The 25,542-nt window shown below is 47.8% G+C and carries 14 protein-coding genes; 6 read left to right on the forward strand and 8 right to left on the reverse strand.

The window, feature by feature from the left end; all coding sequences use genetic code 11:
* Positions 1-101: 101 nt before the first annotated feature.
* From NG796_RS10175 to ffh, 3 genes are all read right to left on the reverse strand, one after another.
* Positions 102-539, reverse strand: a complete 438-nt coding sequence (locus NG796_RS10175; RefSeq protein WP_261206420.1) for a KH domain-containing protein — start codon at positions 537-539, stop codon at positions 102-104.
* Positions 520-780 carry a 30S ribosomal protein S16 gene (gene rpsP, locus NG796_RS10180; protein WP_015147986.1) on the reverse strand — a complete coding sequence of 87 codons (261 nt, stop codon included), beginning with the start codon at positions 778-780 and terminating at the stop codon, positions 520-522. Before rpsP ends, NG796_RS10175 begins: the two co-directional genes overlap by 20 nt.
* 346 nt (positions 781-1,126) lie before the next feature.
* Entirely contained in the window at positions 1,127-2,557 is a 1,431-nt protein-coding gene (gene ffh / locus NG796_RS10185; RefSeq protein WP_261206423.1) for a signal recognition particle protein, read from the reverse strand.
* A gap of 560 nt (positions 2,558-3,117) precedes the next feature.
* On the opposite strand from ffh, the gene NG796_RS10190 reads away from it, so the two are divergent.
* Together NG796_RS10190 and NG796_RS10195 are read left to right on the forward strand one after the other, a co-directional pair.
* A complete protein-coding gene (locus tag NG796_RS10190) occupies positions 3,118-5,553 on the forward strand; it encodes a VIT domain-containing protein (RefSeq protein ID WP_261206425.1) in 2,436 nt (811 codons plus the stop codon).
* Between the two features lie 284 nt (positions 5,554-5,837).
* On the forward strand, positions 5,838-8,042 hold the full coding sequence (locus tag NG796_RS10195; RefSeq protein ID WP_261206427.1) for an ATP-binding protein: 2,205 nt from the start codon (positions 5,838-5,840) through the stop codon (positions 8,040-8,042).
* Positions 8,043-8,108: 66 nt separating this feature from the next.
* Here the strand turns inward: NG796_RS10195 and thiD are convergent, their stop codons facing one another.
* From thiD to NG796_RS10210, 3 genes are all read right to left on the reverse strand, one after another.
* The gene (gene thiD / locus NG796_RS10200) at positions 8,109-8,957 is read right to left on the reverse strand and encodes a bifunctional hydroxymethylpyrimidine kinase/phosphomethylpyrimidine kinase (protein ID WP_261206429.1); all 849 of its coding nucleotides are present in this window, start codon (positions 8,955-8,957) and stop codon (positions 8,109-8,111) included.
* Between the two features lie 109 nt (positions 8,958-9,066).
* Entirely contained in the window at positions 9,067-10,350 is a 1,284-nt protein-coding gene (ftsZ, locus tag NG796_RS10205) for a cell division protein FtsZ (RefSeq protein ID WP_261206431.1), read from the reverse strand.
* Between the two features lie 188 nt (positions 10,351-10,538).
* Positions 10,539-11,453 (reverse strand): cell division protein FtsQ/DivIB, encoded by a 915-nt coding sequence (locus NG796_RS10210; protein WP_261206433.1) that lies wholly within the window; start codon positions 11,451-11,453, stop codon positions 10,539-10,541.
* Positions 11,454-12,386: 933 nt separating this feature from the next.
* Between NG796_RS10210 and NG796_RS10215 the strand changes: the two genes are divergently transcribed.
* The 4 genes from NG796_RS10215 (at position 12,387) to NG796_RS10230 (ending at position 21,782) form a co-directional block, all read left to right on the forward strand.
* Positions 12,387-13,769 carry an ATP-binding protein gene (locus NG796_RS10215; protein ID WP_261206435.1) on the forward strand — a complete coding sequence of 461 codons (1,383 nt, stop codon included), beginning with the start codon at positions 12,387-12,389 and terminating at the stop codon, positions 13,767-13,769.
* 1,149 nt (positions 13,770-14,918) lie between these two features.
* Positions 14,919-20,102 (forward strand): WD40 repeat domain-containing protein, encoded by a 5,184-nt coding sequence (locus NG796_RS10220; RefSeq protein ID WP_261206437.1) that lies wholly within the window; start codon positions 14,919-14,921, stop codon positions 20,100-20,102.
* A gap of 117 nt (positions 20,103-20,219) precedes the next feature.
* Positions 20,220-20,585 carry a DUF1823 family protein gene (locus NG796_RS10225; RefSeq protein WP_261206439.1) on the forward strand — a complete coding sequence of 122 codons (366 nt, stop codon included), beginning with the start codon at positions 20,220-20,222 and terminating at the stop codon, positions 20,583-20,585.
* A gap of 381 nt (positions 20,586-20,966) precedes the next feature.
* Positions 20,967-21,782: a TPM domain-containing protein gene (locus tag NG796_RS10230; protein ID WP_261206440.1), complete on the forward strand. Its 816-nt coding sequence runs from the start codon at positions 20,967-20,969 to the stop codon at positions 21,780-21,782.
* A gap of 127 nt (positions 21,783-21,909) precedes the next feature.
* Here NG796_RS10230 and NG796_RS10235 read toward each other — a convergent pair whose 3' ends face one another.
* Positions 21,910-23,421: a WD40 repeat domain-containing protein gene (locus tag NG796_RS10235; protein ID WP_261206441.1), complete on the reverse strand. Its 1,512-nt coding sequence runs from the start codon at positions 23,419-23,421 to the stop codon at positions 21,910-21,912.
* Positions 23,422-23,850: 429 nt separating this feature from the next.
* Positions 23,851-25,542, reverse strand: coding sequence for a sodium:solute symporter family protein (locus tag NG796_RS10240; RefSeq protein WP_261206443.1), 1,692 nt, complete (start codon positions 25,540-25,542; stop codon positions 23,851-23,853).

Raw genomic sequence — 25,542 nt, forward strand, 5'->3', positions numbered from 1 at the left:
GTGTTGACGAAGCGGGGCTGGAACAAGACGGCGATCGCCCCACTCCAGACTCCAGAAACTTGGGGCGATTTCTCCCCAAAGATGCTAGGCGATCGCATCTACTAGGAGCGATCGGCGAGTTTTGGTGCAGGACGAACCGGACCATTTTTTACCGCAGGACTCGTCGTGGTTTTAGAGCCAGGGCCATCGGATGACGAAGCGCGATCGCTCGGCCATCCCCCATAGATATCTAAATAAATCGCTTCCCCCGCATCCTTCGCCGCTGCTTCTAATATTGTTCGCACCGCGTGCATATTGCGTCCGCCACGCCCAAACACACGCCCTTTTTCTGGATCCTCAAACGCCATGCGAATCCAGACTTTAGGTACGCCGGTCAATAACTCGCAATCTACTCGTAATGATTCCGGCGTTTCTAACAACGGTTCCACCAGAAAACGTACCAACCCTCCATAATCTGGGCTAGGCGTTCTTTTCTCACCCTGAGATGGTTCTTGGGGAGTCAGTGGTTCGTTGATGGAATTAGGAAGGGGTTCTGGCATTGACCTGTTCAAAGACATTAGCTTTCTCAAGAATGTGACGCACCGTCTCGGTGGGTTGAGCGCCCTGTTGCAGTCGCTTCACCAGCGCAGGGACATTCAGACGCGTTTCATCATTTCTCGGATTGTAGAATCCCAATTCTTCCAAAGGACGTCCATCCCGGCGAGTCGTGCTTTGCATCGCAACAATCCGATAGCTGACTTCTTTTTTCTTGCCGAATCTCTTCAATCGAATTTTGATCATCTTGCTCCTACTTCTTTTTCGTAACCATTCTAGGCCATCAAATTACAGCTTACCTGCTTCTGGGGGTAAGCACCTACAGCGTTCCATCTACAAATTCCCGCTGCAAAGTCATTCATTATAGCACCTTGCAGGGCATCGATACAACAGCGGCAAGACAACCGAATTTCTAAAAAAAATCTCTGTCACTTGCCTCCAAATTAGGCCGAAACACATTACTAAAGCTGATTGGAGTTGTTACGCAGGATTAGGGAAATCTTTCAAAGCCCCCATTCCCAAGGGGGGTTGGGGGGATCTCTTCTCTAAGAATTGATGTTTTAGAGTCCCCGAGACCCCTAGAACAGGCCCGTTACAACTCCCCAAACCCTTTTTTCTTCTTGGCCTTCTTTTTCTTCTTACCCGGACCCCCAGGATAGCCGCCTCGTCCCGGTTGTCCCCCTCCGGGTCCAAACATTCCTCCCATTCCAGGCATCCCAGTCAAATCCCCTTGACCCATGCGCTGCATCATCATTCGCATTCGGGAGAAATCCGTCACCAGCTTAGTCACTGCTGCATCATCATGACCGGAACCCCGGGCCACCCGTTTGCGCCGGGAAGGAGAACCCGCTAACAAATCAGGATTAATCCGTTCTTGGGCTGTCATGGAATTAATCATCGCCTCAGCACTTTTAAGCTGAGACTCACCCTTGGACAACTGGTCATCGGAGATTTTCCCAACGCCGGGAATCATTTTCAGCAATCCCCCCAACGACCCCATATTCTTCATCAAGCGCATCTGCTTGAGGAAGTCGTTAAAGTCAAATTGCGCCTGTAAAATCTTTTGCTGCATCTTCTCGGCATCAGCAAGGTCCACTTGTTCTGCCGCCCGTTCGACTAAGGTGAGCACGTCACCCATGCCGAGAATCCGAGATGCCATGCGATCGGGATAAAAAGGCTGTAGGGCCTCTACCTTTTCCCCGACCCCTACAAATTTAATCGGTTGTCCAGACAGTTGGCGCACGGAGAGGGCCGCACCCCCGCGTGTATCCCCATCTAATTTGGTTAGAATTGCCCCAGTGATGCCAATTTCATCATTAAACGTCCGGGTCAGATTCGCCGCCTCTTGACCCGTCATGGCATCCACCACTAACAGGGTTTCATGAGGTTGGATCGTCTCTTTAATCTGGGCTAACTCCGCCATCATATCTGCATCAATTTGCAGACGACCGGCAGTATCCACAATCACTGTATCCACCCCGATCGCCACGGCGTGTTGAATCCCCTGCCGCGCAATTTCCACCGGGTCAGCATCAGTCCCGAGTTCAAACACCGGCACATCAATCTGTTTCCCCAGGGTCAGCAACTGGTCGATCGCCGCTGGTCGATAAATGTCCGTTGCCACCAAAAGGGTCGTGCGATTTTGCTTTCTTAGATGTAGGGCCAGTTTAGCCGTTGCCGTGGTTTTACCTGTCCCTTGCAATCCGGCCATCAACACAACCGTGGGGGCTGTCTCAGCTTGCGCGAGGGGAACGTTACTTTCCCCCATGACTTCCACCAGTTCATCGTAAACAATCTTGATGAACTGTTGGTCCGGTCGCACCCCAGAAATCACTTCAGCACCCAGCGCTTTTTCTTCAACGTCGGCAATAAATGCTTTGACGACCTGAAGATTGACATCGGCTTCTAAAAGGGCGCGCCGAACGTCCCGCAGGGCTTCTTGAATATTGGATTCGGAAATTTTGTCCTGCCCTCGAAGTTTCTTCCAGGCTCCTTCTAAGCGTTCAGCAAGCGCGTCAAACATGAATTTATGGTTACTCTCGAATGTGACTAAGAAATCAGTTGTAGTTGTGTCCCTGCAAGGGATTGGTCCAGGTTCAGACCCGCCTAGTTTAACATATTGCGCTCTTCTTTCCAGCCTGGATTGACGGGGGGAAAACTCCCACCTGTCAAGGGCATTGAATCCCTTTTTCCCATCAGCATGGGATGTTTACCCGTTCCGAGTTCGATAATTTTGAGAAAAATCGCTTGAATTGGGAGGTTTTTTGTTGAACAATCCTAAATTTTCTATTAATTAATAAAAATAATTTTGAAAGAACTAATTTGCTTTACGCAGCCTCATGAATTAAAAGCAAACTTTTGAGAAATATTTTAGGTTTTCCGGCCCACTAAAAAAATGACTGAAGTTATCACGATGAACTAGGTAAAACTTACTAAATTTTACCGTTTTTAGTAATAATTTCAGTTGTTATCCCCGACCCCTAGGAGGTTGGTTACAAAAAGTGTAACCCCCTGCTCATTTCCTCAAGTCTATGCCATCCTAGAATCCATCACATTTTTCAACGCTTCTCAAAAGAGGTTCCTATGAAATTATTCTATATTTTTCCAGCCTGTTTAGTGATGGCTACGGTAATGGGAACCGTAGCTCATTTAACCGTAGCCCAAAATTCGCGATCGCTCCCCAGTTCAACCCTCTCTCAGGGCAATAATACCCAGACTCCTTCGGATTCCCAAGATATGGGGGGCTTATACGTTTTATCCCCGGAAGGAGAAAAACAAGCCTTTACTCTGACCCATACCGATGTGAAAGCCCGGATTGATGGGAATGTCTCCCAAGTTGCGGTAACCCAACGGTTTCAAAACCCATTTAATGAGCCATTAGAAGCGATTTATGTCTTCCCGCTTCCTGATGAAGCGGCGGTTTATGATATGGAAATTAAAATTGGCGATCGCATTATTAAAGGAGATATCAAAGAACGAGAAGAAGCCCAACGAATTTATGAAGAAGCCAGAGAACAAGGACGAACCGCAGGATTATTAGAACAAGAACGGGATAATATCTTCACCCAATCCCTCGCTAATATCAAACCCGGTGAACAAATTGAGGTCACCATCCGTTACAGTGACAGTCTCCCCTTTGAAGGGGGAAATTATGAATTTGTATTCCCAATGGTCGTCGGTCCGCGCTATATTCCGGGAACCCCAACCACCCCGGAAACCCCCAACACCAATCAAGTTCCTGATGCTTCGCGGATTACCCCTCCCGTCCTTCGTCCTGGCACGCGGTCCGGTCATGATATTAGTGTAGCGCTAGAGATTAATGCCGGAGTTCCTATTTCTAATATCCAGTCCCCCTCTCATAAAATAGTCACCTCTCAATCGGGAGAAATGGTGCGTATTGAATTAGAAAAATCCGATTCTATTCCCAACAAAGATTTAATTCTGCGCTATCAGGTTTCAGGCGATCGCACCAAAGCAACGGTCCTCACCCACGCCGACGATCGCGGGGGACATTTTGCCATTTACCTCATTCCCGCCTTAGATTACAACCGCAATGAAATTGTCCCCAAAGATGTCATTTTTTTAATGGATACCAGCGGGTCGCAATCCGGTGATCCCCTGGTGAAATCTCAAGAATTGATGCGCCGCTTTATCAATGGCCTAAATCCCAATGACACCTTTACCATTATTGATTTTGCCAATACCGCAACTGCCCTCTCTCCTCGACCCTTAGCGAATAGTCCCGCGAATCGGAAGATAGCAATCGATTATATTAACCAATTGCAGGCTAATGGGGGAACCGAATTATTAAATGGAATTCAAACCGTTTTAAATTATCCTCCAGCAGAAAATGGCCGGTTGCGGAGTATTGTCTTATTAACCGATGGCTATATTGGCAATGACATGGAAATCATTGCCGAAGTCCAACAAAAGTTACAAGCGGGCAACCGTTTATATAGTTTTGGAGTGGGGAGTTCCGTGAATCGATTTATCCTCGATCGCCTTGCCGAAGTAGGACGGGGAACCTCCCAAGTCATTCGGCAGGATGAACCAACAGAAGAGGTGGCAGAACGATTTTTTCGACAGATTAATAATCCCGTTTTAACGAATATTGAAGTGACTTGGGAAGGCGGAGGAGAACCCGCCGAAGTTTATCCGGGATTACCACCGGATTTGTTTGCAGAACAACCCTTAGTCTTATTTGGACGAAAACGCGATCGCGCCCGGGGACAGTTACGAGTTAAAGGAATGACTGCCAATGGCGATCGCTATGAAGAGCTCTTTCGGATGGCATTTGAGGAAGATGGCAACCCGGCGATCGCGCAATTGTGGGGTCGGCAGCGAATTAAAGACTTAATGACCCAAATGTACGGCGGAGAAACCACTTCCGGGGTAACTGCTGTTACCAATACCGCCCTCGCCTATCGGTTGCTGTCTGCCTACACTGCCTTTGTCGCCGTCAGCGAAGAAGTCCGAGTCAGTCCTGATGGCACCACTCGCCGAGTACAAGTCCCCGTCGAACTCCCCGAGGGAGTCAGCTATGAAGGGATTTTTGGGGTAGATAGCGAAGCAGATGCAGCAATGGGAACTCAGGGGCGTACCAGTGGCGCATATCCGCCACCGTCACCCTCTGCGTCACCTGCGCGGTTGTCGGGGGGTGCTAGTCCCGGTCCCGGTGGAGTCCAACCTCTCCGTTTAGAGGAGGCGTCCCCAATGGAATCCGTCAGTCCTGATAGCGATCGCATTCAAGTGATGGATGCGGATGACTTAGATGCGGAGGCGATCGCAGATTTAGAAGAATTATTCCAATATGTGTCCCTTTCCCCAGAAGTAACTGGAGAAGTGGTTTGGGAAATTGTGGTTCGTCAGGGTCAAGTCGTGCGCGTGATGTTAGACGATCGCGCTTCTACCTTAAGTGATCAAGCAACAATCAACTTAATTCGCCAAACTTTACAGGGTTGGCAACCCCCCCAATCTCTCTCAGGAACCCTCCGGATTAAATTACAAGTTCAACCCTAATTCGGGAGCCTCCTAGACACTTGAATCCTGAATTAATAGTGCAAGGAAGGTCAAAGAAAGGGTAATATCGTGTAGCTCTAATTACAATTTTCTTTGACCCCCCTTGCTCTAGCAATTCCTTGGGTTTGACCAGCGTCATACCCCTAACTTATTTTCCTTACCAGTTAACGTTTATGCCTGACGCCCCTACCCTAGTTCGTTGAAAAAATAATTGAGATTCATAGAGAAAGGGATGAGGGGTGAGAAAAAATCTGAACCAACACCCCTCGTTAAAATTTTTAACCATGAGTCATTTATTTTTTAATTCAAAGAAATCTATTCCGTTACAGATGATTTTGATTGTGCCGTTTGTAGTGCAAATTGCTGCGGCAGTCGGCTTGGTGGGATACCTTTCTTTGAAAAATGGTCAGAAAGCTGTGAACGAACTCGCTGACCGATTATTGAATAAAACAGCCACCATTATTAATCAGAACTTAGATAGTTATCTGTCCGTTCCTCCTAAAATTATACAAATGAATGCTGATGCCATTCAAATGGGGATATTAGATGTAACCCAAAAAGAAAAAGTGAGTCAGTATTTTTGGAAACAGATGCAAGCTTATGACTTAACTTATATCGGTTATGGGTTAATTACCGGAGAAGGGGCCGGTGCAGCTCGGTATGATGGAAAAACAACAGTTATTGATGACTGGACTTCTCAACTTCCTAATAATAACCGCACTTATGCAACGGATGCCCTTGGAAATCGGACCCAATTAATTGAGCGATCGGATTATGATTTATTAAATCAATCCTGGTATTTAGATCCATTAAAGGCCGGTAAACCAATTTGGTCTCAAATTTATATTTGGGATAATCCGATTAGCCCTTTTATCAGTCTTTCTGCAGGACGACCGATTTATGATTCAAATCAAACCCTGCTAGGGATGACAGGGGCCGATATTCACTTACTCAAACTGAGTGACTTTTTGGCTCACTCTAATCCGAGTCAAAGTGGCTCTATTTTTATAGTTGAGCGCAATGGATTATTAATTGCTATTTCCGATTCCACTAAACCTTATAAGCAAGTTGCTGGACTGACGAAACGCATTGCAGCAACAGAGGTATCTAATCCGGTTGTTCAAACTATTTCTAAAGAAATTCAAGCCTCTTATCCTGATGGATTTAACTCCCTCAAAAAAACCACTCGGTTAGAATTCATCATTCAAGAAGAAAAATACTTTGTCTATTTAACCCCTTGGATTGAAGAAAATGGTTTAGATTGGGTGGTAGTTATTAGCATTCCTGAACAAGAATTTATGGCGAAAATTAATGCCAATAATCGCACGACTGTCTTTTTGTGCCTGGGCGCAGTTCTTGTGGCTATAGCTCTGGGTATTTTTACCAGTAGATGGATTGCCCACCCACTTCAAAAATTAAATCGTGCGAGTCAAGCGATGGCAGAAGGTCATTTAGAGCAAACTGTTGAAACCAGCCCAATTTTTGAAGTTCAGGCTTTATCGCGATCGTTTAATATAATGGCAGAACAGTTACAAAATTCTTTTTTGGCATTACAACAAACGAATATTGATTTAGAACACCGCGTAGAAGAACGGACCCAGGACCTTAAAAATACTTTGGATGAGTTACAGCGGACCCAAGAACAAATTGTCCAATCTGAAAAAATGTCTAGTCTTGGTCAACTGGTGGCGGGGATAGCTCATGAAATTAATAATCCCGTTAATTTTATTCATGGCAATATTACTCATTTGGATACTTATACTCAAGATGTAATTAAAATCCTCCAACTTTATCAAAATTTATATTCTCCGCCTGACCCAGAGATTGCCGAATTATCTGAAGAAATTGAATTAGATTTTATTGTTGAAGATTTACCTAAAATGCTCAGTTCTATTAAAATCGGAACGGAGCGAATTCGGACGATTGTCTTGAGTTTAAGAAACTTTGCTCGAATGGATGAATCTCCCGTTAAAGATGTAGATCTTCATGAAGGAATTAACAATACATTGATGTTATTAGCTCATCGACTGAAATCAAGTGATGAGTTGAATCCTCCCGTTAAAATTATTAAAGAGTATGGCAATTTACCTCATGCTGAATGTTATGCAGGGCAGATTAATCAAGTTTTTATGAATGTCATTTCTAATGCCATTGATGCGGTGGAAGAACGCTATCACGTTCAAATTGAAGCAGGGTTAATTCCAGAACCAGGAATTATAAAAATTAAAACCGATTTGACGCCCCATGAATTGATTAATATTTCTATTATCGATAATGGTAAGGGCGTTAATAAATCTTTGATAAATCAATTATTTAATCCATTTTTCACAACAAAACCTATCGGAAAAGGTACGGGATTGGGACTCTCGATTAGTTATTCCATTATTCAAAAACACGGGGGAACTATTTCAGTAGATTCCGAACTAAATCAGGGAACTAAAATTAGTATTTTAATTCCGCAAAAAATTAAAATTGATGCCAAAATTTAATGATATTGGGTTATTTCAGAAGCAGAGAATCTCAGGTTTGGGAAATTTTTAAATTCCGGTCCCCGCCTAACTTATCTTCCCCTCACTTAATCCCCCTCCTTTAAATAAGGGGAAAAAGTGACCGACTGGACCGGGACCTTGACCAATCTCTAAGGAAAATTGTAGGGCTTCGGTTACATAGTTCTTGGCATTCTTGACCGCTGTCAAAGAATCTTGACCTAATGCTAAATTGGCAGCGATCGCCGCCGACAAAGTGCAGCCAGTCCCATGAGTATTGCGCGTTTCTACCGTTACTGTTCTCAAGGTTTCCAGGCAGTCCCCATCAAACCAGACATCTACCCCGCGCAATTCTCCCGTCATGCCGCCTCCTTTGACCAAGACGCCAGAAACTCCACATTTATGAATTCTCTGTGCAGCAGCGCGCATATCATCTAAGGTATTAATTTGTAACCCGCTAAGAATTTGGGCCTCATAGCGATTGGGGGTAACGATCGCCCCCAAAGGCACTAAGACATCCCGCAATAAGGTCACCGCTTCATCATCAATCAGTTGCGCGCCCGTCCGAGAGACCATCACCGGATCCACGACTAAATTCTTGAATTCCAGGGATTTCACCCGTTCCACCACCGCTGCAATAATCTCCCGATTGAGCAGCATCCCCGTTTTGACCCCTTGCACCCTCATATCCTGGACTACAGCATCAATCTGAGCAGCGATCGCCTCCACCGGCAACCCATCCACCCGAGTCACCCCCCGGGTACTTTGAGCCGTAATGCAGGTGAGGGCGCTCGTGCCATGCACCCTGTGAAACGCAAATGTTTTCAAATCCGCTTGAATCCCAGCCCCACCACCACTGTCCGAACCGGCGATCGTCAAGGCGACAGGTACAACCGGCATCTGGGAAATTGCTTGCATATCAGAAATCTGTATAGCGCCTTACCATTAACATAGCCAAAAAGAATCAACTGCTCACCCAGGAAGCAGGGTCAGCAGTGATTAATCCCAACTGATTTCTCCTGTCTCTTTATCGCGGAGGGCGACGCTTTTGCAGGAAATCGGGAATATCCAATCCCGGGGGTTTACCTCGGGAAGGGTCTAAAGGCGGTGGCGGTGGCGGTGGCGCTGACGCTACCGGGGGTTTTGGGATGAACCGTTGCGGTTGCGGTGTGACCCTGGAAACCTGAGTTCCCGGTTGAGGGGGTTCTGAGGAAAAGCCCGTTGCAATCACGGTAATCCGAATTTCCCCTTGGAGGCGTTCGTCAATCACGGCACCAAAAATAATATTGGCATTGGGATCAACCACTTCGTACACCGTTTCCGCCGCAGCATTCACCTCGTGCAAGGTCAAATCAGTGCCGCCGGTAATATTCAAGACAACGCCCTTGGCCCCTTCAATCGAGGATTCGAGTAAAGGAGAAGAAATGGCACTCAGGGCCGCTTCTCTAGCCCGGGATTTACCGGAACCGACACCAATTCCCATTAAGGCTGACCCGGCATCGGCCATCACCGCTCGCACGTCGGCGAAGTCCACATTGACCAGACCTGGAATCGTAATAATATCTGAAATCCCCTGAACCCCTTGGCGGAGGATATCGTCAGCCACTCGAAAGGCTTCCTGAACCGGAGTTTGTTCGGAAATAACCGAGAGCAACTTGTCGTTCGGGATCACAATTAGGGTATCAACCCGACTTTGGAGGGCGGCGATCCCTTCTTCCGCTTGGTTCGTGCGCCGACGGCCCTCGAACATAAACGGACGGGTGACGACCCCCACAGTTAACGCCCCAACTTCCTTGGCGGCTTCGGCAACAATGGGGGCGGCTCCGGTGCCGGTCCCACCCCCCATGCCTGCGGTAATGAAAACGAGGTCAGAATGTTCTAAGGCATGAGCAATCTCATCGCGAGACTCCTCAGCGGCTTTTTGACCAATGGCAGGGTTGCCACCTGCGCCGAGACCTCTGGTCAATTTTTGTCCGACTTGTAGGCGTTTAGTTGCGGTGGATTGGACTAGAGCTTGGGCATCGGTATTCACCGCCCAAAATTCTACCCCCGAGACTTCACTTGCAATCATGCGGTTGACCGCATTGCATCCACCGCCGCCTACGCCAATGACTTTAATTTTGGCTATGCTACTCGGCACAATATCGTTACTCCTGGATTCTTCCCCGGGGAGCCGGTTATCGCGATTTTGACCCAATATTAACCCTGTGTTGTTAAAAGGATTGGAGTTGTCCACTGCCACGGGAAAACCTGTCGGTTCTTCAGAATGAGGGCTTTCATTTCCAACCCCTAGTTTACTATTAAGTGTCATTGGTATTGGGAACGGTAGAGATACAACTTCTGAAATGAGGGCAGATCAAAGTCAACTATAGGCTATGTTGCCCAAGATTACCAACTTTAACACTGATTAGTTTTGCCAATCTGTCAAGGGTAATCATACTGACCCCAAGTTAACCTAAATTTGAACCGGGGAGTTCAGGGGTTGGAATTGAGGTTTTTTCAAGGAATTTCAGGGGTGGGGACGGTTTCCGGGGCAGTTTGCGGGGTCGTTACAGCGAGGCGTTGAAGGGAGGGGCGATCGGGATTGGTGAGGTCAATATAAGCAATTTGGGCTAAATCAATTTGGTTGGGTAAATCTCCCATTTGGCCCAAACGGGTTACCTGTTCCCCAAAGCGGGGGCCGTAAGGGCCACAATGAACCACTCCCAATTCAGTTTTTAAAGTCAAATTCGCCGGGTCCTGCCAACTGATTTCATAAATTTTGATGGGGCTGCGACGAAGGGATTGATAAACTGATTTCCACTCGGAACGGTACTGCTCTAAGGGTCCGACTACCCGGAGTTGGGGTAGTTGAGCGGTGGGATCGAGGGCGGTATAGTTTTCTAAGGGCATCCACATTCCCCGTTCATCGAGCAAACCCACTGATGGCACCCCGGGGGACTCTACTGCTGGATTTGGATTGGGGCTGGGTCCGGGGGGAGTTTCTCGGGGCATCCCTGGGCCGATCGCATTTCCCTCACTAGCGATCGCGACGGGATAGCGTTCATCAACCGTTACCTTGAGTCCTAGGGGAAAAAGCTGCCGGGAGACGGTGGCTTTGGCGATCGGCCCTTGGGATTCCAACTCGCGGGCGAGTTCTTGTGGTCGAACTTGCAGCATAGATTTGGGATACGAAAGCGGCAACAGGGAACGAATCGCCCGATCGGACAAAAATTCATTCCCATCGATTTCGACTTGTTCTGGGGTCTCAATCACTAAAGCTGGTGAGGTGGTTGTCCATAATAAAAATCCCGCCAGGGAACTGACGGCTAAGAGTTGCCAACCGGCTTGGAAAACTTTCTGACGCCGCGATCGCCTCAGTTGACGACGCCGCCGCACTAACTCGGACTGAGAGACCGTTCCGATGGTATCCATCCTAACCGTTTAAGCTAACTGGGACACAACTAGATACACCCAAACTTTCCCGTTTGTCAAGGAATAACCTTAACCGTTTTGCACCAAAACCCCTCACAATTCCTACCCCCTTACCCTACAGGGGAATACTTTTGTGATGAAATCCAGACTTCAGATTCCCCCCAGGACTCTACAATTAGCAGGTTTTGGTATGGAGAGGGCTGCTTGACCCTGTTTTTGTTCACTTATTTTAACCTCCGGATTCGGGTTTTTAATCGAAGTTATGGCCGGTTGTATCGGTATCCTACCCCACTCCCCTTGCTGTGCTGGGATTCAATTCGGATTCCCACTGGCAAACCGACACCCCCGCTGGTTCTGAGGGAGTCGGAGTGGCGGGACTGACCCCTCACTTTTATTCCAGAATAGGGACAATTCATAGACTGGCCCCAGCGATCGGGTTACCTCCGATTCGACTCTGTAAGTCCTCTGTTATAGAGGCAATTTTCTAGGATGCGACTGGCGGGTTCCTCAAGTTGGGACCCTTGCTAGGGGTGATATAGCAGTCCTAAATCCGTTGTGGAAGACCCTCACCCCCAACCCCTCTCCCAGAACGGGAGAGGGGAGAAGACAGATGTCACAAATCATTTAGGATTGCTATAGACTCCTAACTTCTATCGACAATGGGGCGATCGCCTTTTATCTAAGGTCGCTCCTTAACAAAAGGGCTACAATTCTGCAAAGATTCTACAGGCAGGGGTATTGATCACTCTATTATTAATCGGGAATCACCCATCCTTTCGATCTGGAGTCGGTGGATGGTAAGTAAAGATCACTCGGGCAATTCTAGGTTAATCATCATAAGTAACCTTAAGTCATGAAAATTGTTACGGAACGAGAACCTATACTCCAGAAATATTTGAAGAAGGGATCAACAGGTGGGGAGAGTTAATTAACATGAAACTAGATTTGCCGAGATTTTATAAAGCTTGTAATCCCAGTAAAGTCTTGGATATGGCGAACGAGGAAGATCGAGAATACTATATTGATTTTTCCTCGGTTCGCGGCGGTAATATTATCCGAGAACTGGGGAGAACGATTAGTTTACTCTCCGGAGATGAACCCACTTGTCAACTTTTTACGGGTCATATTGGATGTGGAAAATCCACTGAATTATTCCGACTCAAAAAAGACTTAGAAGCGGAAGGATACCACGTCGTCTATTTTGAATCTTCTCATGATTTAGATATGGCTGACGTAGATATCACGGAAATTCTATTAAGTATTGCCCGACAAGTTTCAGAAAGTTTGGAGAAAATTAACCTCTGCGTTGAACCGAAACGGGGGTTTCGAGATTTACTGAAGGGCGCGGCGGATCTGTTGCAAACTCCCATAGAATTGAGCGGGGAAGCCTCCGTTCCTGGGATTGGAACCTTTAGTGCCAGCAGTGAGGGAGAACTGGGCTTTTCCTTGCCGGGGGGAATTGGTTCAATCACGGCAAAAGCTCGACATAGCCCCCGATTACGGCAACAGTTGCGGCAATATTTAGAACCGCGAACTAATAATATTTTGGAAGCAATTAATACTGAATTGCTACAGCCCGCGACGGAGATTCTCAATCAGCGAGGTAAAAAAGGATTAGTGGCGATCGTGGATAATTTAGACCGGGTAGATAGTGTTAGAAAACCATCGGGACGTACGCAACCGGAATATTTATTTGTCGATCGCGGAGAGCAATTGCGGAAGCTGAATTGTCATGTGGTTTATACCATTCCCTTATCTTTAATTTTTTCCAATGACTTGGGCCGCTTGAGTTCTCGATTTGGGGTGAAACCGAAGGTTTTGCCGATGGTTCCGGTACGGGAACGGGATGGAAGTGTCTATGCTGAAGGCATGAAGTTACTTAGAACGATGGTTCTTGCGCGGGCATTTCCTCATATTCCCGCATCGGAACGAGAAGAAATGATTGCCTCGGTTTTTGATAGTTCAGAAACCTTAAATCGCTTGTGCAGCGTGAGTGGGGGTCATGTTCGGAATTTATTGGGATTGCTTTATAGCTGTTTGCAGTTACAAGACCCTCCGTTTTCCCGGCAATGTCTGGAAAATGTGATTAAAGAATATCGGGATGATTTGATTGCAGCGATTACGGATGAGGAGTGGGAGTTGTTATTTCAGGCATTGGAACAGAAGCACGTTCAAGGGGATGAGGATTATCAATTGTTGTTGAGAAGTATGTTTCTGTTTGAGTATCGCGATCGCGATGGACGGTGGTATTGGATTAATCCAGCTTTGGCAGAAGCCCCTAAATTTAAGGAATGGATGTCAGAATATCCAGCCTAAATCTGCGTCGTCTCCCTTTGTCCCGATCTTTTTTATCCTGACCTGAACACTGTGGTGACTTAAGGAAACTCTCATCGGGCGATTGTAAAAAATTCCTGCCAATGCAGGCGATCGCCCCGCTACTCCCCCACCCCGAGTTAAGCGATCGGTTCTGTTGGATAAAAGCGGGCGAATTCTACCCAATTTTTAGCCAGCGATCGTCGCAACAAACTCCTAAGCGCTAAACCAGTCATTGATCCCCGGTTGAATACAGATAAAACGCTATTTGTCAAGAGAAAAGATTTACTTTTCTCCTTTCTATCCTCTGTAGACTGAAATAAAAAAGCTGGATGAACACCAGCCCATTTTATTCCCCTTTGTTTAGCGCTCTATTTTATCATCTGGACTGGTATCCCCCTTAGAGGGAATCAGTTTTTGATCGGTTTCAGATATTTTTTGCTTAGAGTTTCAGCCGCTAAAAACTATTTATGATTAAGACCTGAGTCCTGTTAAAACCATGACTCATCCCCCGGAACACGTCAATTCCAGTAACCCTTCCTCTCATGGCAATAGAGTTAAAGGGTAGTACAGATGAGAGCAGCGGTTAGGATTTTTAATCTGCCCTAAAACTGATAGAGCAAATCTACTCCGATTCACTCATGGCTGTAGGGTCTATCCCCCCAAGGGGTTACTCCCTCCCCTCTTGATCGAAATGATTTGGAGGGACTATATCATAGAAAGAACAGAGCCATCGGAACGAAATGAGCATTAAAAACCAAAATTAGGATTAAGTTATCTCGCCCTGGGATTCCTCCCAAACCAAATGGTGAGATTATTATCCAACCCGAGAAAATTCTGGGTCTGTTCCTCTGCGATCGCCTGTAGTGGAATCCAGCTAAGGAGGGAATCTGGAATAATCCTAAATTCTTAAAAAGAGAGGGTCTTTCATCTGTACAATAAGAACCGGATCTTTGAGGCGAAGTTGTCCTGGTTCAACTCAGGGGATCGGGGATAGAGCGCTACTCCTTCAGGGTAAAAAGTAGGCAACGAAGAGATGATGACTCCAACCCAAACCCATGAACTAGGGGATAGAAAAATAGGTAAATGATAGTTTGGGGTGGTCACTATGGTATTGATTTGGCTTTTGAATAGAGCAGAACGACGAAAGTTATGACTGACCTGGATCCACCCATTGAATGTTCCCTCTATAACGATCGCTCCTTACAGAAGTTGGTCAGAGCTATTGCTCTGTCTGAAGGAAATTTTTCCTTAATTTTAGTCCGATGCAATTACGTGACATTGCAGCGGGGTATGGTCCAACGTCTTGAATCCCTCTGTCAAGAAATTTCCCAGGAAGGACGTTCGGTACATTCTATGGTTCTCCCTAAAACAGTCACCACGCTTTACAGCACCTTGGTGGACTCCTTGGATCAGCAACAACCCCTCGCCGTGATGATTTTTGGGTTGGATTGCACCAAGGGTTTAGAACAGTTGCTGGTTTCGGCCAATCAGGTGCGGGATGAGTTTCGCAACAGTTTTCCTTTTCCCCTGATTTGGTGGGTGACGGAAGAGGTACTCGCTTCTTTGATTCGGTTTGCTCCGGATTTTAAAAGTTGGGCCGCTACTTCGATTAAATTTGAGATGGAAACTCCTAGCTTGCTGGACCTCCTACACCAAGAGGCGGGGAGTCTGATTCCGCACCTATTAGAACAGGGGGCAAATGCCAGCGGATATGAATGGTGCATCCCCAGTCCCCTGAAGTCAAACCGGCGCAAGGAACTGGAGTCAGCGGTTAAGGATTTGCAGAATCGCGGGGTGACCTTGGATCCGGAACTCTCCGCCAGCGTCCAGTTTGTCCTGGGTCGCGATGAGTTTTGCCGCGATCGCCTGGATCTGGCGGAAGCGCATTATCACGAAAGTTTGACATTATGGCAGCATATCGGTCCGGGTTCCCCCCTCTCGGACTCGGAACCGCAGGCCCCAGAAATCACGCCCCTGACGGTTTCTTCCCCGGACCTGGAACGCCTGGGTCTGTTGTGGTTTCACTTGGGATTGTTGTATTGCCGTAAAGCGGAACTCTACCAAGCTCAAAGTCAGCAACATTTGATGGAAGCGGAATCCTATCTCGATCGCGCCTTGACCCTGTTTGAGTCCGGGGGGCGATTAGATTGTGTCGCGCAACTGAGTCCCCTTTTAGGCGAGGTTCTAGCCCGGTTGCAACGTTGGGATCGCTTGCAAGTTCAAGTGGAAAAAACCCTGGATCTCCATGAAAAACACCCGGTGCAATTGGCGCGGGATTATGGATTTATGGCAGAAGTCGCCCTGGCGCGGGAAGAGTGGGAACAGTCGAAGGAGTACGCCCAAAAGGCGATCGCCGCTTTAGCTTTGGCCCCTGTCCCCGAGCGCCAAGAACAGGGCTTATATTTGTACTTATTAGCCCGGGCTACGGTTCCTGAGTTGAGTCCTCTGGAAGCAACCCAGGCCCCCAGCAAGTTCAAGGATTCCGCCCCCTCCTGGTATCAACAATCCCAATCGGCGATCGAGATTCTCAATTTAGCCCAACAGGTTAGTAAACCGGAACGGGACCCCCAACTTTATATTTCAATTTTAAAGCTGCTGCGATCGCTCTATTTTGAGCATCGGGAGTATGTAGAAGCGTTTCGCCTCAAACAAGAACAACGCTCCATCGAAACCCTCTATGGGTTCCGGGCGTTCGTGGGGGCCGGATTGCTGCAACCTCAAACGAAGGCCCATCCCCAACCCTTAAACCAGACGGCTTTAAGTGGACTGGCCCCCAAGTATTCAGAATTTTTAGGACTGCCCCAAGAGATTGCGGCGGCGGGTCGTCAGCAACATATTGAATGTTTGCTGGAACGCATGACTCGCGCGGACAAAAAACTCACGATTTTGTATGGCGATTCGGGGGTTGGCAAATCCTCCTTGGTGAATGCCGGGTTTGTTCCGGCATTAGCGGGACGGGCGATCGGCGATCGCCTTGCTTTGCCTGTGGTCCTGCGGTCCTATACCGATTGGATTGCCACCCTCTCCAAACGCCTGAATGAAACCATCAGCCAAACCCTGGGAATTTCCCTAGACCCGAATCCGGAGTGGACCGAACTGGAGGGGACCCTAGAGCTTAGTGAACCCGTGACGGAACAGAACTCCCCTGACCCTTCCCCGGGAGAAGCAGCCTTATCCATGCTGCGCTCTAACGTCAATCGCAATCTTTTAACGGTGATTGTTTTTGACCAATTTGAAGAGTTTTTCTTTGTTCATAAAACTCAGGAAAGTCGGCAAGAATTCTATCGGTTTTTACAAATCTGCCTAGATATTCCCTTTGTTAAAGTAATCCTGTCTCTCAGAACGGATTTCTTACATTATTTATTAGACTGCGAACGGTTATGCTATCTCGATGCAATTAATAACGACATTCTCAGTAAAGAAATTCGTTATCAACTCAGTGATTTTTCTGCCGCCCAAGCCGTAGAGGTGATTCAGCGCTTAACGGAACGATCGCAATTTTACTTAGAAACAGAACTAATTGAGGCATTAGTTCGGGATTTAGCGAATGAAACGGGTCAGGTACGCCCGATTGAATTGCAACTCGTCGGCGCTCAACTGCAAGATGATGAGGAAAAAATCACCACCCTAGAACAGTACCAAACCCTCGGCGATCGCCCGAAGGAAATCCTCATTGCGCGATCGCTCGTCCAAGTGATTCGCGACTGTGGACCGGATAATGAAAAACCGGCTTGGGAAGTTCTGTACCGTTTGACCAATCAAAACAATACCCGACCCCTGCGCACCCAAGACGAACTAGCAGCTTCCGGAGAGGTCACCCCGTCACAATTAGACTTAATTTTAAAAATTCTCGAAGGAGCGGGTTTAGTCTTTATTCACCGAGAAGAATCTGGCGATCGCTATCAACTCGTCCATGACTATCTCGTTCACCCCGTCCGCCAAAAATATGAAAGCGATTTTGGTCCAGAGGCTCGCTTAGTCAAGGCTGAAGAAGCAAAAAAAATGACCCAAGTGCAATTGGAAAAAAGCAATAAAAAGCTCAAACGTCAGCGGGGCTTTTTAGGCTTCTTAGCTGGTTTACTCGCGTTTGCTAGTGTGTTCGCCGTCGCTCAAAAAGAACAAGCCTCCATCGGGGTAGAAAATGCTCAAATTACAGCGATTAGTGCCTCCAGTGAAGCCCTTTATGTCTCCGATCGCGAATTTGATGCCTTGGTCGAAAGTTTAAGAGCATGGCGCAAACTCTCCAGCGCTAAAAGTCCGGACTCGGAAACGAAATTACGGGTGGCAACCGCCTTACAGCAAGCTGTCTATGGAGTGCGAGAACGCAACCGCCTGGAAGAACATGGTGCCGAAGTCTGGAGTGTCGCCTTCTCTCCCGATGGTCAGTTGTTGGCGTCAGGAAGCAATGACACTCAGGTGTTGCTGTGGAATCGCAACGGCAGTCTCCATAAAAAATTGGTGGATTATAGTCTGGATGTGACTGGGGTCAGTCATGCCGATGCGGTCACCAGCGTGGCTTTCTCGAACGATGGGAATTTAATTGCCTCCGCCTCCAAAGACAGGACGGTTAAACTCTGGAAGCGCGATGGGAGTCTTTATAAAACCCTCACCGGCCATACCGATAGCATTTATAGCGCTAGTTTTTCCCCCGATAGCCAATTTGTTGCTACCGCAAGTCATGATCAAACGGTCATGCTGTGGCGGGTTTCGGATGGGACTTTAGTTCGTCGGTTTCAAGGTCATACGGATTCAGTGAATTGGGTGACCTTTAGTCCCGATGGTCAAACTCTCGCCTCAGCTTCTGATGACAAAACCGTTAAACTCTGGAGTCTGGATGGCGCACTGCAAAAGACTTTAAGGGTTCATACGGATTGGGTGACAGCATTGGCCTTTAGTCCCGATGGTCGTCATCTGGTTTCCGCTGGGGTGGACCATACGATCTCCGTGACGAATCTGGAGGAGAACAGGACCCAAACCTGGAAAGCTCATGATGATATTGTGTTTAGCCTGAGTTTTAGTCCCGATGGTCGCTGGTTTGCATCCGCTGGAGATGATAACGCGATTAAAATTTGGAAGTTAGATGGAACGGCAATTAAAACCCTTAAGGGTCATAGTGGCCGAGTCACCAGTGTGAATTTTAGTCCTGATGGTATGACCTTGGCTTCGGCCAGTTGGGACAAAACGATTCGCCTTTGGACTCTAAAAGATACGTTCTTAAAAGTGTTAGCTGGGGAGGTCGGTCATAAGGGGAGAGTGTCGAGTATTAGTTTATCTCCTACGGGAAAACAATTGGCTTCGGCCAGTTGGGATAAAACGGTGAAAATTTGGAGTCTGGACCCGGGTCGCACGAAGGACGCAGTGACGACGTTACAAGGTTCTGATGGACATGACGCTCGCGTGTTTGGGGTCAGTTTCTCTCATGATGGTCGGGCGATCGCCTCGGTCTCTCAAGATTGTACGGTCAAAATTTGGAATGCCACGAATGGTACCCTGCTCAAAACTTTAGTCGATCCCAATTTGACCGGGGACTCGTCTAAACATTCCGATTGTCCAGTGGAAAGTAGTCACAGCGATCGCGCCTATTCCGTCAGCTTCTCCCCGGATGGTCAACTGATTGCTTCGGGTTCTCGCGATAAAACCGTCAAAATTTGGCGGATCGATGGCACTTTATTGAAGGTTTTGGAAGGTCATACTGAACGGGTCAATAGTGTAGCTTTTTCCCCCGATGGTCGTCTAATTGTCTCCGGTTCCGATGATAAAATGGTCAAACTTTGGAACAAGGAAGGTGAACTCCTCCAAACTCTCTCCGGTCGCTATCCTCATCAGTCTTACGTCACCAGTGTGACCTTCTCTCCCGATGGTCAACGGGTTGCTTCCGCCAGTTGGGATAATACGGTGAAAATTTGGCATCTCGATGGCACCCTCGAAAAAACCCTGTTGCAAGGCTATAGCGATAGTGTGGAAAGTGTTCGCTTTTCTCCCGATGGTCGCCTGTTGGTTTCGGCCAGTTGGGATGGCACGGTTAAACTTTGGAGTCTCAAAGATGGCACGTTATTAAAAACCCTCCAAGGTCATACTTCTGGGGTTTTAGATGTGGAGTTTAGTCCCGATGGTGAAATTATTGCTTCGGCGGGCGATGATAATACAGTGATTTTGTGGAATTTGGATTTAGATGATTTAACTCGGCGTGCTTGCACTTGGCTTCATGATTATTTCAAGTATTCCAAAAATATTAGCGAGGGCGATCGGGCGCTTTGCGAAGAAGCCATTAAGGAACAACGATTTCCTAAGTCTCGCGTTCCTGATTTACAACGGTTAACCCGGTCTCGCTAAAGATCAGGTAGGGGTGAACCTTTGATTCCACTGATTTTTACTTTCACGGATGGGGGCGGGTTATGATATGGTTTTTTTGAACTCATCCGGTCATTTTTTAACGTTTCATCAAGGCTTATGTCTGAATTACCCCCCCTCAATCCTGAGACAATTTGGGACATCCTCAATGACAAAATTGATGACCTGACGGTTAACCGCTTGGTTTGGCATTGTTTAGGGTATCGTTATCAGGAAATACCCCCAACTTGGAATCATGATGCGGTGGATGCTTTCTGGCGGGACGAGTATCCCGAACCACCGGATTTTATCGCCAGCCGACCCGCTACGGTGAAATTGACTCGTTCTATTCCTAAAGAAAACAAGCAACTGCTAAAGGAAAAGTTAGGGTTCTCCGGTTACAAGGTGGGGGAGTTGGTTCCCCGCTTAACCCGTCGCGCTACGATGGCAAATTGGTTATTAAGTTATTTAGAATCTCAAGCCTGATATAGGAATCCTCAAGTCTTTTGGTAGGGATTTGGGTTCACCGATTGAATAGACCTGTTGCCAAATAACGGACAGCCCACCTTTCCGCTTCTTAACAAGGCCAATCGGCTTTGTAGAATTTCCCAAGAGGTCTATTAATCCGGAGATAATGTGGAACAATTTTTACTCCATAAGTTGCAAATTGTCAATCTGTTAGATTTTAAAATTAAACCGGGACTAAATCTGCCGGAATTTTGATTGACGGCATTGGGTGGAGATGCTTAATATTAAGGGAAGGTAAAAACTGTAAACAAATATTAAGATTATGAATGGCTCGGGGGTGGGGCCTTCTGTGATGCCACCCTGGTTGGATGAATCCTGAAAACTCCTATAGAGACTGCAATGCAATCAACATTTCCCAAAAAACTTCTAATATCCGTCGCTGCCTTTTTCCTAGCGGTATCAGTTTGGGCGATCGCCCCAATTTCGGCTCAAGCTTATGACAACCCAGAGTTACTGCCGGATATCCAAACCCCAATTATTGACCTCGCCAACTCTCTGACGAGTATCCAGGAAGATAACTTAATCCAAGAGTTAGAGAATTTTGAAGCCGAAACCGGCTGGAAGCTTAGGGTCTTAACCCAATACGATCGCACCCCGGGTCGGGCGGTCAAGGACTATTGGGACCTCAACGATAAGAGCGTCCTGCTAATTGCGGACCCTCGGGGAGGCAACCTCTTGGGATTCAATGTGGGGGATGAGCTCTACCCCTTACTCCCCAGAACCTTTTGGATTGAATTACAAACCCGGTACGGCAATCAATTTTTCGTGCGGGACAATGGAGAGGACCAGGCGATTCTCAACTCCTTAAATACTGTAGAAAATTGTTTGCGCCAAGGGGGATGTCTGGTGGTCCCCGGATTGCCAAGGGAGCAATGGATCCTGACCCTGATTACCTCAACCGTGGGTGGCATCATCTTTGGATTTGCTGCACATCCCAGAAAAGATCGACAAGCATTTTCCTGGCAATGGGCCTTAATGTTTTCACCCCTGTGGGGAATTTTATTTATTGCCTTCGGTTTGGGACCTGTGATTTCACGAACCAGTGATTTTTTACCCTTACTCCGGAATATCCTCGGGTTTCTCCTGGGTGCCCTAGTGGCTTATTTGACACCCATTTTAAATGGGTCCTCGACTTCTGAAACCCAGGATTTCTAGGACAAGAAACCGGGTTTCTGACGCTTTTTGAGTGCGAATTGCTACAGAGTTTCTCAAGAAACCCGGTTTGTCTTCCCTATCCTGTATTTCCCGCATGGAGTGGGACTCGGCTGATTTTTCGGTTAATTTACTGCCATTGTCTGGGTTCTTCCCAACCGGGCTGGTAGTGACGCAATAAGCTGGTATCCAGGGTGGGTCCCTCGGAGTCGATCGCGAAAGTAATGGTGGGGTCGGGATGACCCGTGAGGGTTCGCAAGAGATCGCCGGTGTCCACACTCCAAAGTTTAATGGTCTTTTCCAGACTGCCACTGGCGAGGGTTTTGCCATCGTGACTCAAGGTAACACCGCGCACGATTCCAGAATGAGCGGCGATCGCCCGAATCAAACAGCCAGTCTCCAAATTCCAAATTTTAATCGTCCCATCCTGAGAACCACTGACCAATAATTGACCGTTAGGACTAATCGCGAGAGAAATCGCTACATCGGTATCAATATTAAACGAGCGAATTAATGCCCCAGTTTGTAGATTCCAGAGATTGAGCTTTTTATCAATACCCCCAGTAGCGAGGATCGTCCCATCTGGACTGAGGGACATTGGGCGCACGGTTCCAGAATGACCATTCAGGGTCCGCAACCGTTGCCCTTGGACAAGATCCCAAATCTCGATGGTGCCATCGTAGCCGCCACTGACCAAAATTTTGCTATCTTCACTAATGGCAATGGCACTGACTCCGCTGGTATGTCCGCCTAGGGTGCGAATAAAATCTCCGCGACCCCGTTGCCAAAGGTTCAATTTTTTTTCCGTACTGCCACTGGCGAGGGATTGTCCTCCCTGACCCCCAGCGATGGGATAAAAGGACCAGGAATGTCCGCAGAGGGCTTGAGTAATTTCGCGATCGCGCAGTTTCCAGAGTTTAATGGTGCCATCGTAACTGCTGCTGGCGACGAGACCCCCGTCGGCACTGATAGCAACGGGATAGACGTAGTTTGATGACCCCGTGAGGATCCGTAACCATTCGGTAGAAACGGGGATAGAGCTCAGGGATTCCAGATAGAGATTCAGTCCACCCATATAAAAGAGGTCATCGAGGCAGAGGCGGGCGCGACCCTCGCTCATGGCGATTAAATGGGTGGGTAAAAATCCCGCTAAAATCGGGTGATAGTCTGACCGGGAGGGGTGAATCAGTTCGGGAATCAGGACAAAAATGATGGCCGATTGGTGCTTAATTTGGGAGAGTTCGAGTTCCCAGACTAAGGGAGAAGTAGAACCCCCAAGGACCTGAACTGAAAGGGCGATCGCCGGATTCGCTTTGAGGGTAAAATCAGTAGCCCCGTGGGATTGTGGCGGTTGGGCGGGGTCAATTCGAGTGGCCCTGTGATCTAAATAGGTGGCGACAGCTTCGACTCCAAGCTGATGGCGCAGGCGATCGCAAAACTGTTCTGAGATGGGGGGTTGGGATTGAGCCGAAGACAGTCGCTGTTCACAGGCGGCGTGAACGGCCCTGAAGCGTTCACCGGCGATCGTCACCTGTTCACCATGCAAACCCGGAGACTGGCAATGCAGCAGTGCGGCACTCGGGTGATTGAGCCGTTTAATAAAATCCGCCTGTTGAAATTTGAGGGGTGTCGTCCAGTCCATTGGTTGCTATTATCGTTCTTGCCAAGATTTTACATAGATTGTCTCAGTAGACCTTAGGCGACTGCCTTAATTCGCGATCGCCTCGGAAACAAAGCACCCTAGTCCGAGGGTACAGTTCAGGTTAGAAGCCGGGTTTTTTCACAACATTTCGGCCCAGAAAGCCACAAATTTGAGCCCAAAACCCGGTTTCTTGTCCCTTTAACCTAATACTGTACCGACCCTTTAAAACTATGAACCTACAATCACCCCAAGTAGATCTGTATCTAATAACTTTCTCGCTTAAATCCACTCTTAACTATAAAATCTATACCAAAAAATCGGGTTTCTGACTTCAATCTTGGATCTTAACCGAGATGAGTGTCAAGAAACCCGATTTCGAGAAACGGGCTGTCCGATGAATCAAACACCCAAAATTTTAGGGGGGAGTCCCTAATCTAAATGCTCCTCATCCATCTCCTCTAGGGCGAGGGGTTCATTCCCCGGCGTGCGGAGATTCTCCAACATGACTTGAATTTCTAGGGGCGGGGGTGGTGTGAGGCGAGAGACAATTAAGGTGACTGCAAAATTAATCATCATGCCAATGGTTCCGATGCCTTCAGCGGAAATGCCAAATAACCAGGGTTCCATCCCGTAGAAATTGACGGCGATAATATAGTAGGCGGTGAATGCCAACCCCGCTACCATCCCAGCGATCGCGCCTTCTCGATTGGTTCGGCCATCAAAGATGCCTAAAATAATCACGGGGAAAAAGCTGGCAGCAGCTAACCCAAAGGCAAACGCCACCACCTGGGCCACAAATCCTGGAGGGTTGATTCCAAAGTATCCGGCAATGGCAATGGCAAATCCCACCATGATCCGACCCACCATGACTCGCTTGGCTTCCGAGGCCCCGGGATTGATCAGGCGGTAATAAATATCATGGGCAACGGAACTCGAAATCACCAACAATAAACCCGATGCGGTAGACAAGGCAGCAGCTAATCCCCCAGCCGCCACAAGGCCCACCACCCAGGGAGCTAGATTCGCCACTTCGGGAGTAGACAAGACGATGATATCCCGGTCAATGTTAATTTCATTGGTGTCCGGGTCCGGGGTTAATTCCAAGAGCCCATCGGCATTTTTATCCTCAAAGCTTAAGAGTCCGGTGTTTTCCCATTTCGTTGCCCAATCGAGTTGGCGGACCTGTTCAATGGTTTGCCCGTTTAAGTTGTTAATCAAGTTATAGCGGGCAAAGGTGGATAAGGCGGGGGCGGTGGTATAGAGAATGGCGATAAATAGGAGTGCCCAACCGGCGGAGTAACGGGCGGCGCGAATATTGGTGACGGTATAAAATCTCACGATAACATGGGGCAATCCGGCGGTTCCCACCATCAGGGCGATGGTGATGAACAGCACATCCAGCATGGATTTGTTGGTAAAGGGTTGGGTATATTCGGCAAACCCGAGGTCTAGCTGAATTTGATTGAGTTGGGGAACGATATCGCTGAAGGTAAAGGCAAGTTGGGGGAAGGGATTGCCGGTGAGTTGAAAAGACAGGGCGATCGCCGGGATCAAGTAGGCGACAATTAATACGGTGTATTGAGCAACTTGGGTCCAGGTAATCCCTTTCATTCCTCCCAAGACGGCAAAAAAGCCGACGATAATCATGCCGATGATTACGCCTTGGTTGATATCGACTTGCAGGAACCGGCTGAAGACGATACCGACGCCCCGCATTTGTCCCGCGACATAAGTCAGGGAAATAAAGATAGCAGCGACGACGGCAACTAAGCGGGCGATGTTGGAGTAGTAGCGATCGCCGACAAAATCCGGGACCGTGTATTTTCCAAATTTCCGCAAATAGGGGGCCAGGAGGAGGGCGAGGAGGACATAGCCTCCGGTCCATCCCATCAAATAAATGGATCCGTCATACCCGAGGACGGAGATCAGTCCTGCCATTGAGATAAAGGAGGCGGCAGACATCCAGTCGGCAGCAGTGGCGGCCCCATTGGCGATCGCCGGAATACCCTGTCCGGCAACGAAGAATCCTTTACTATCTCGCACCCGCGATCGCCAGCCGATATAGGTGTACAGAATAAAGGAGAGAATGACTAGTATTGTTGTCCATGCTTCTACTGACAT

This window comes from Laspinema sp. D2d (genome assembly GCF_025370755.1).
In the GTDB taxonomy this organism is placed as follows: domain Bacteria; phylum Cyanobacteriota; class Cyanobacteriia; order Cyanobacteriales; family Laspinemataceae; genus Laspinema.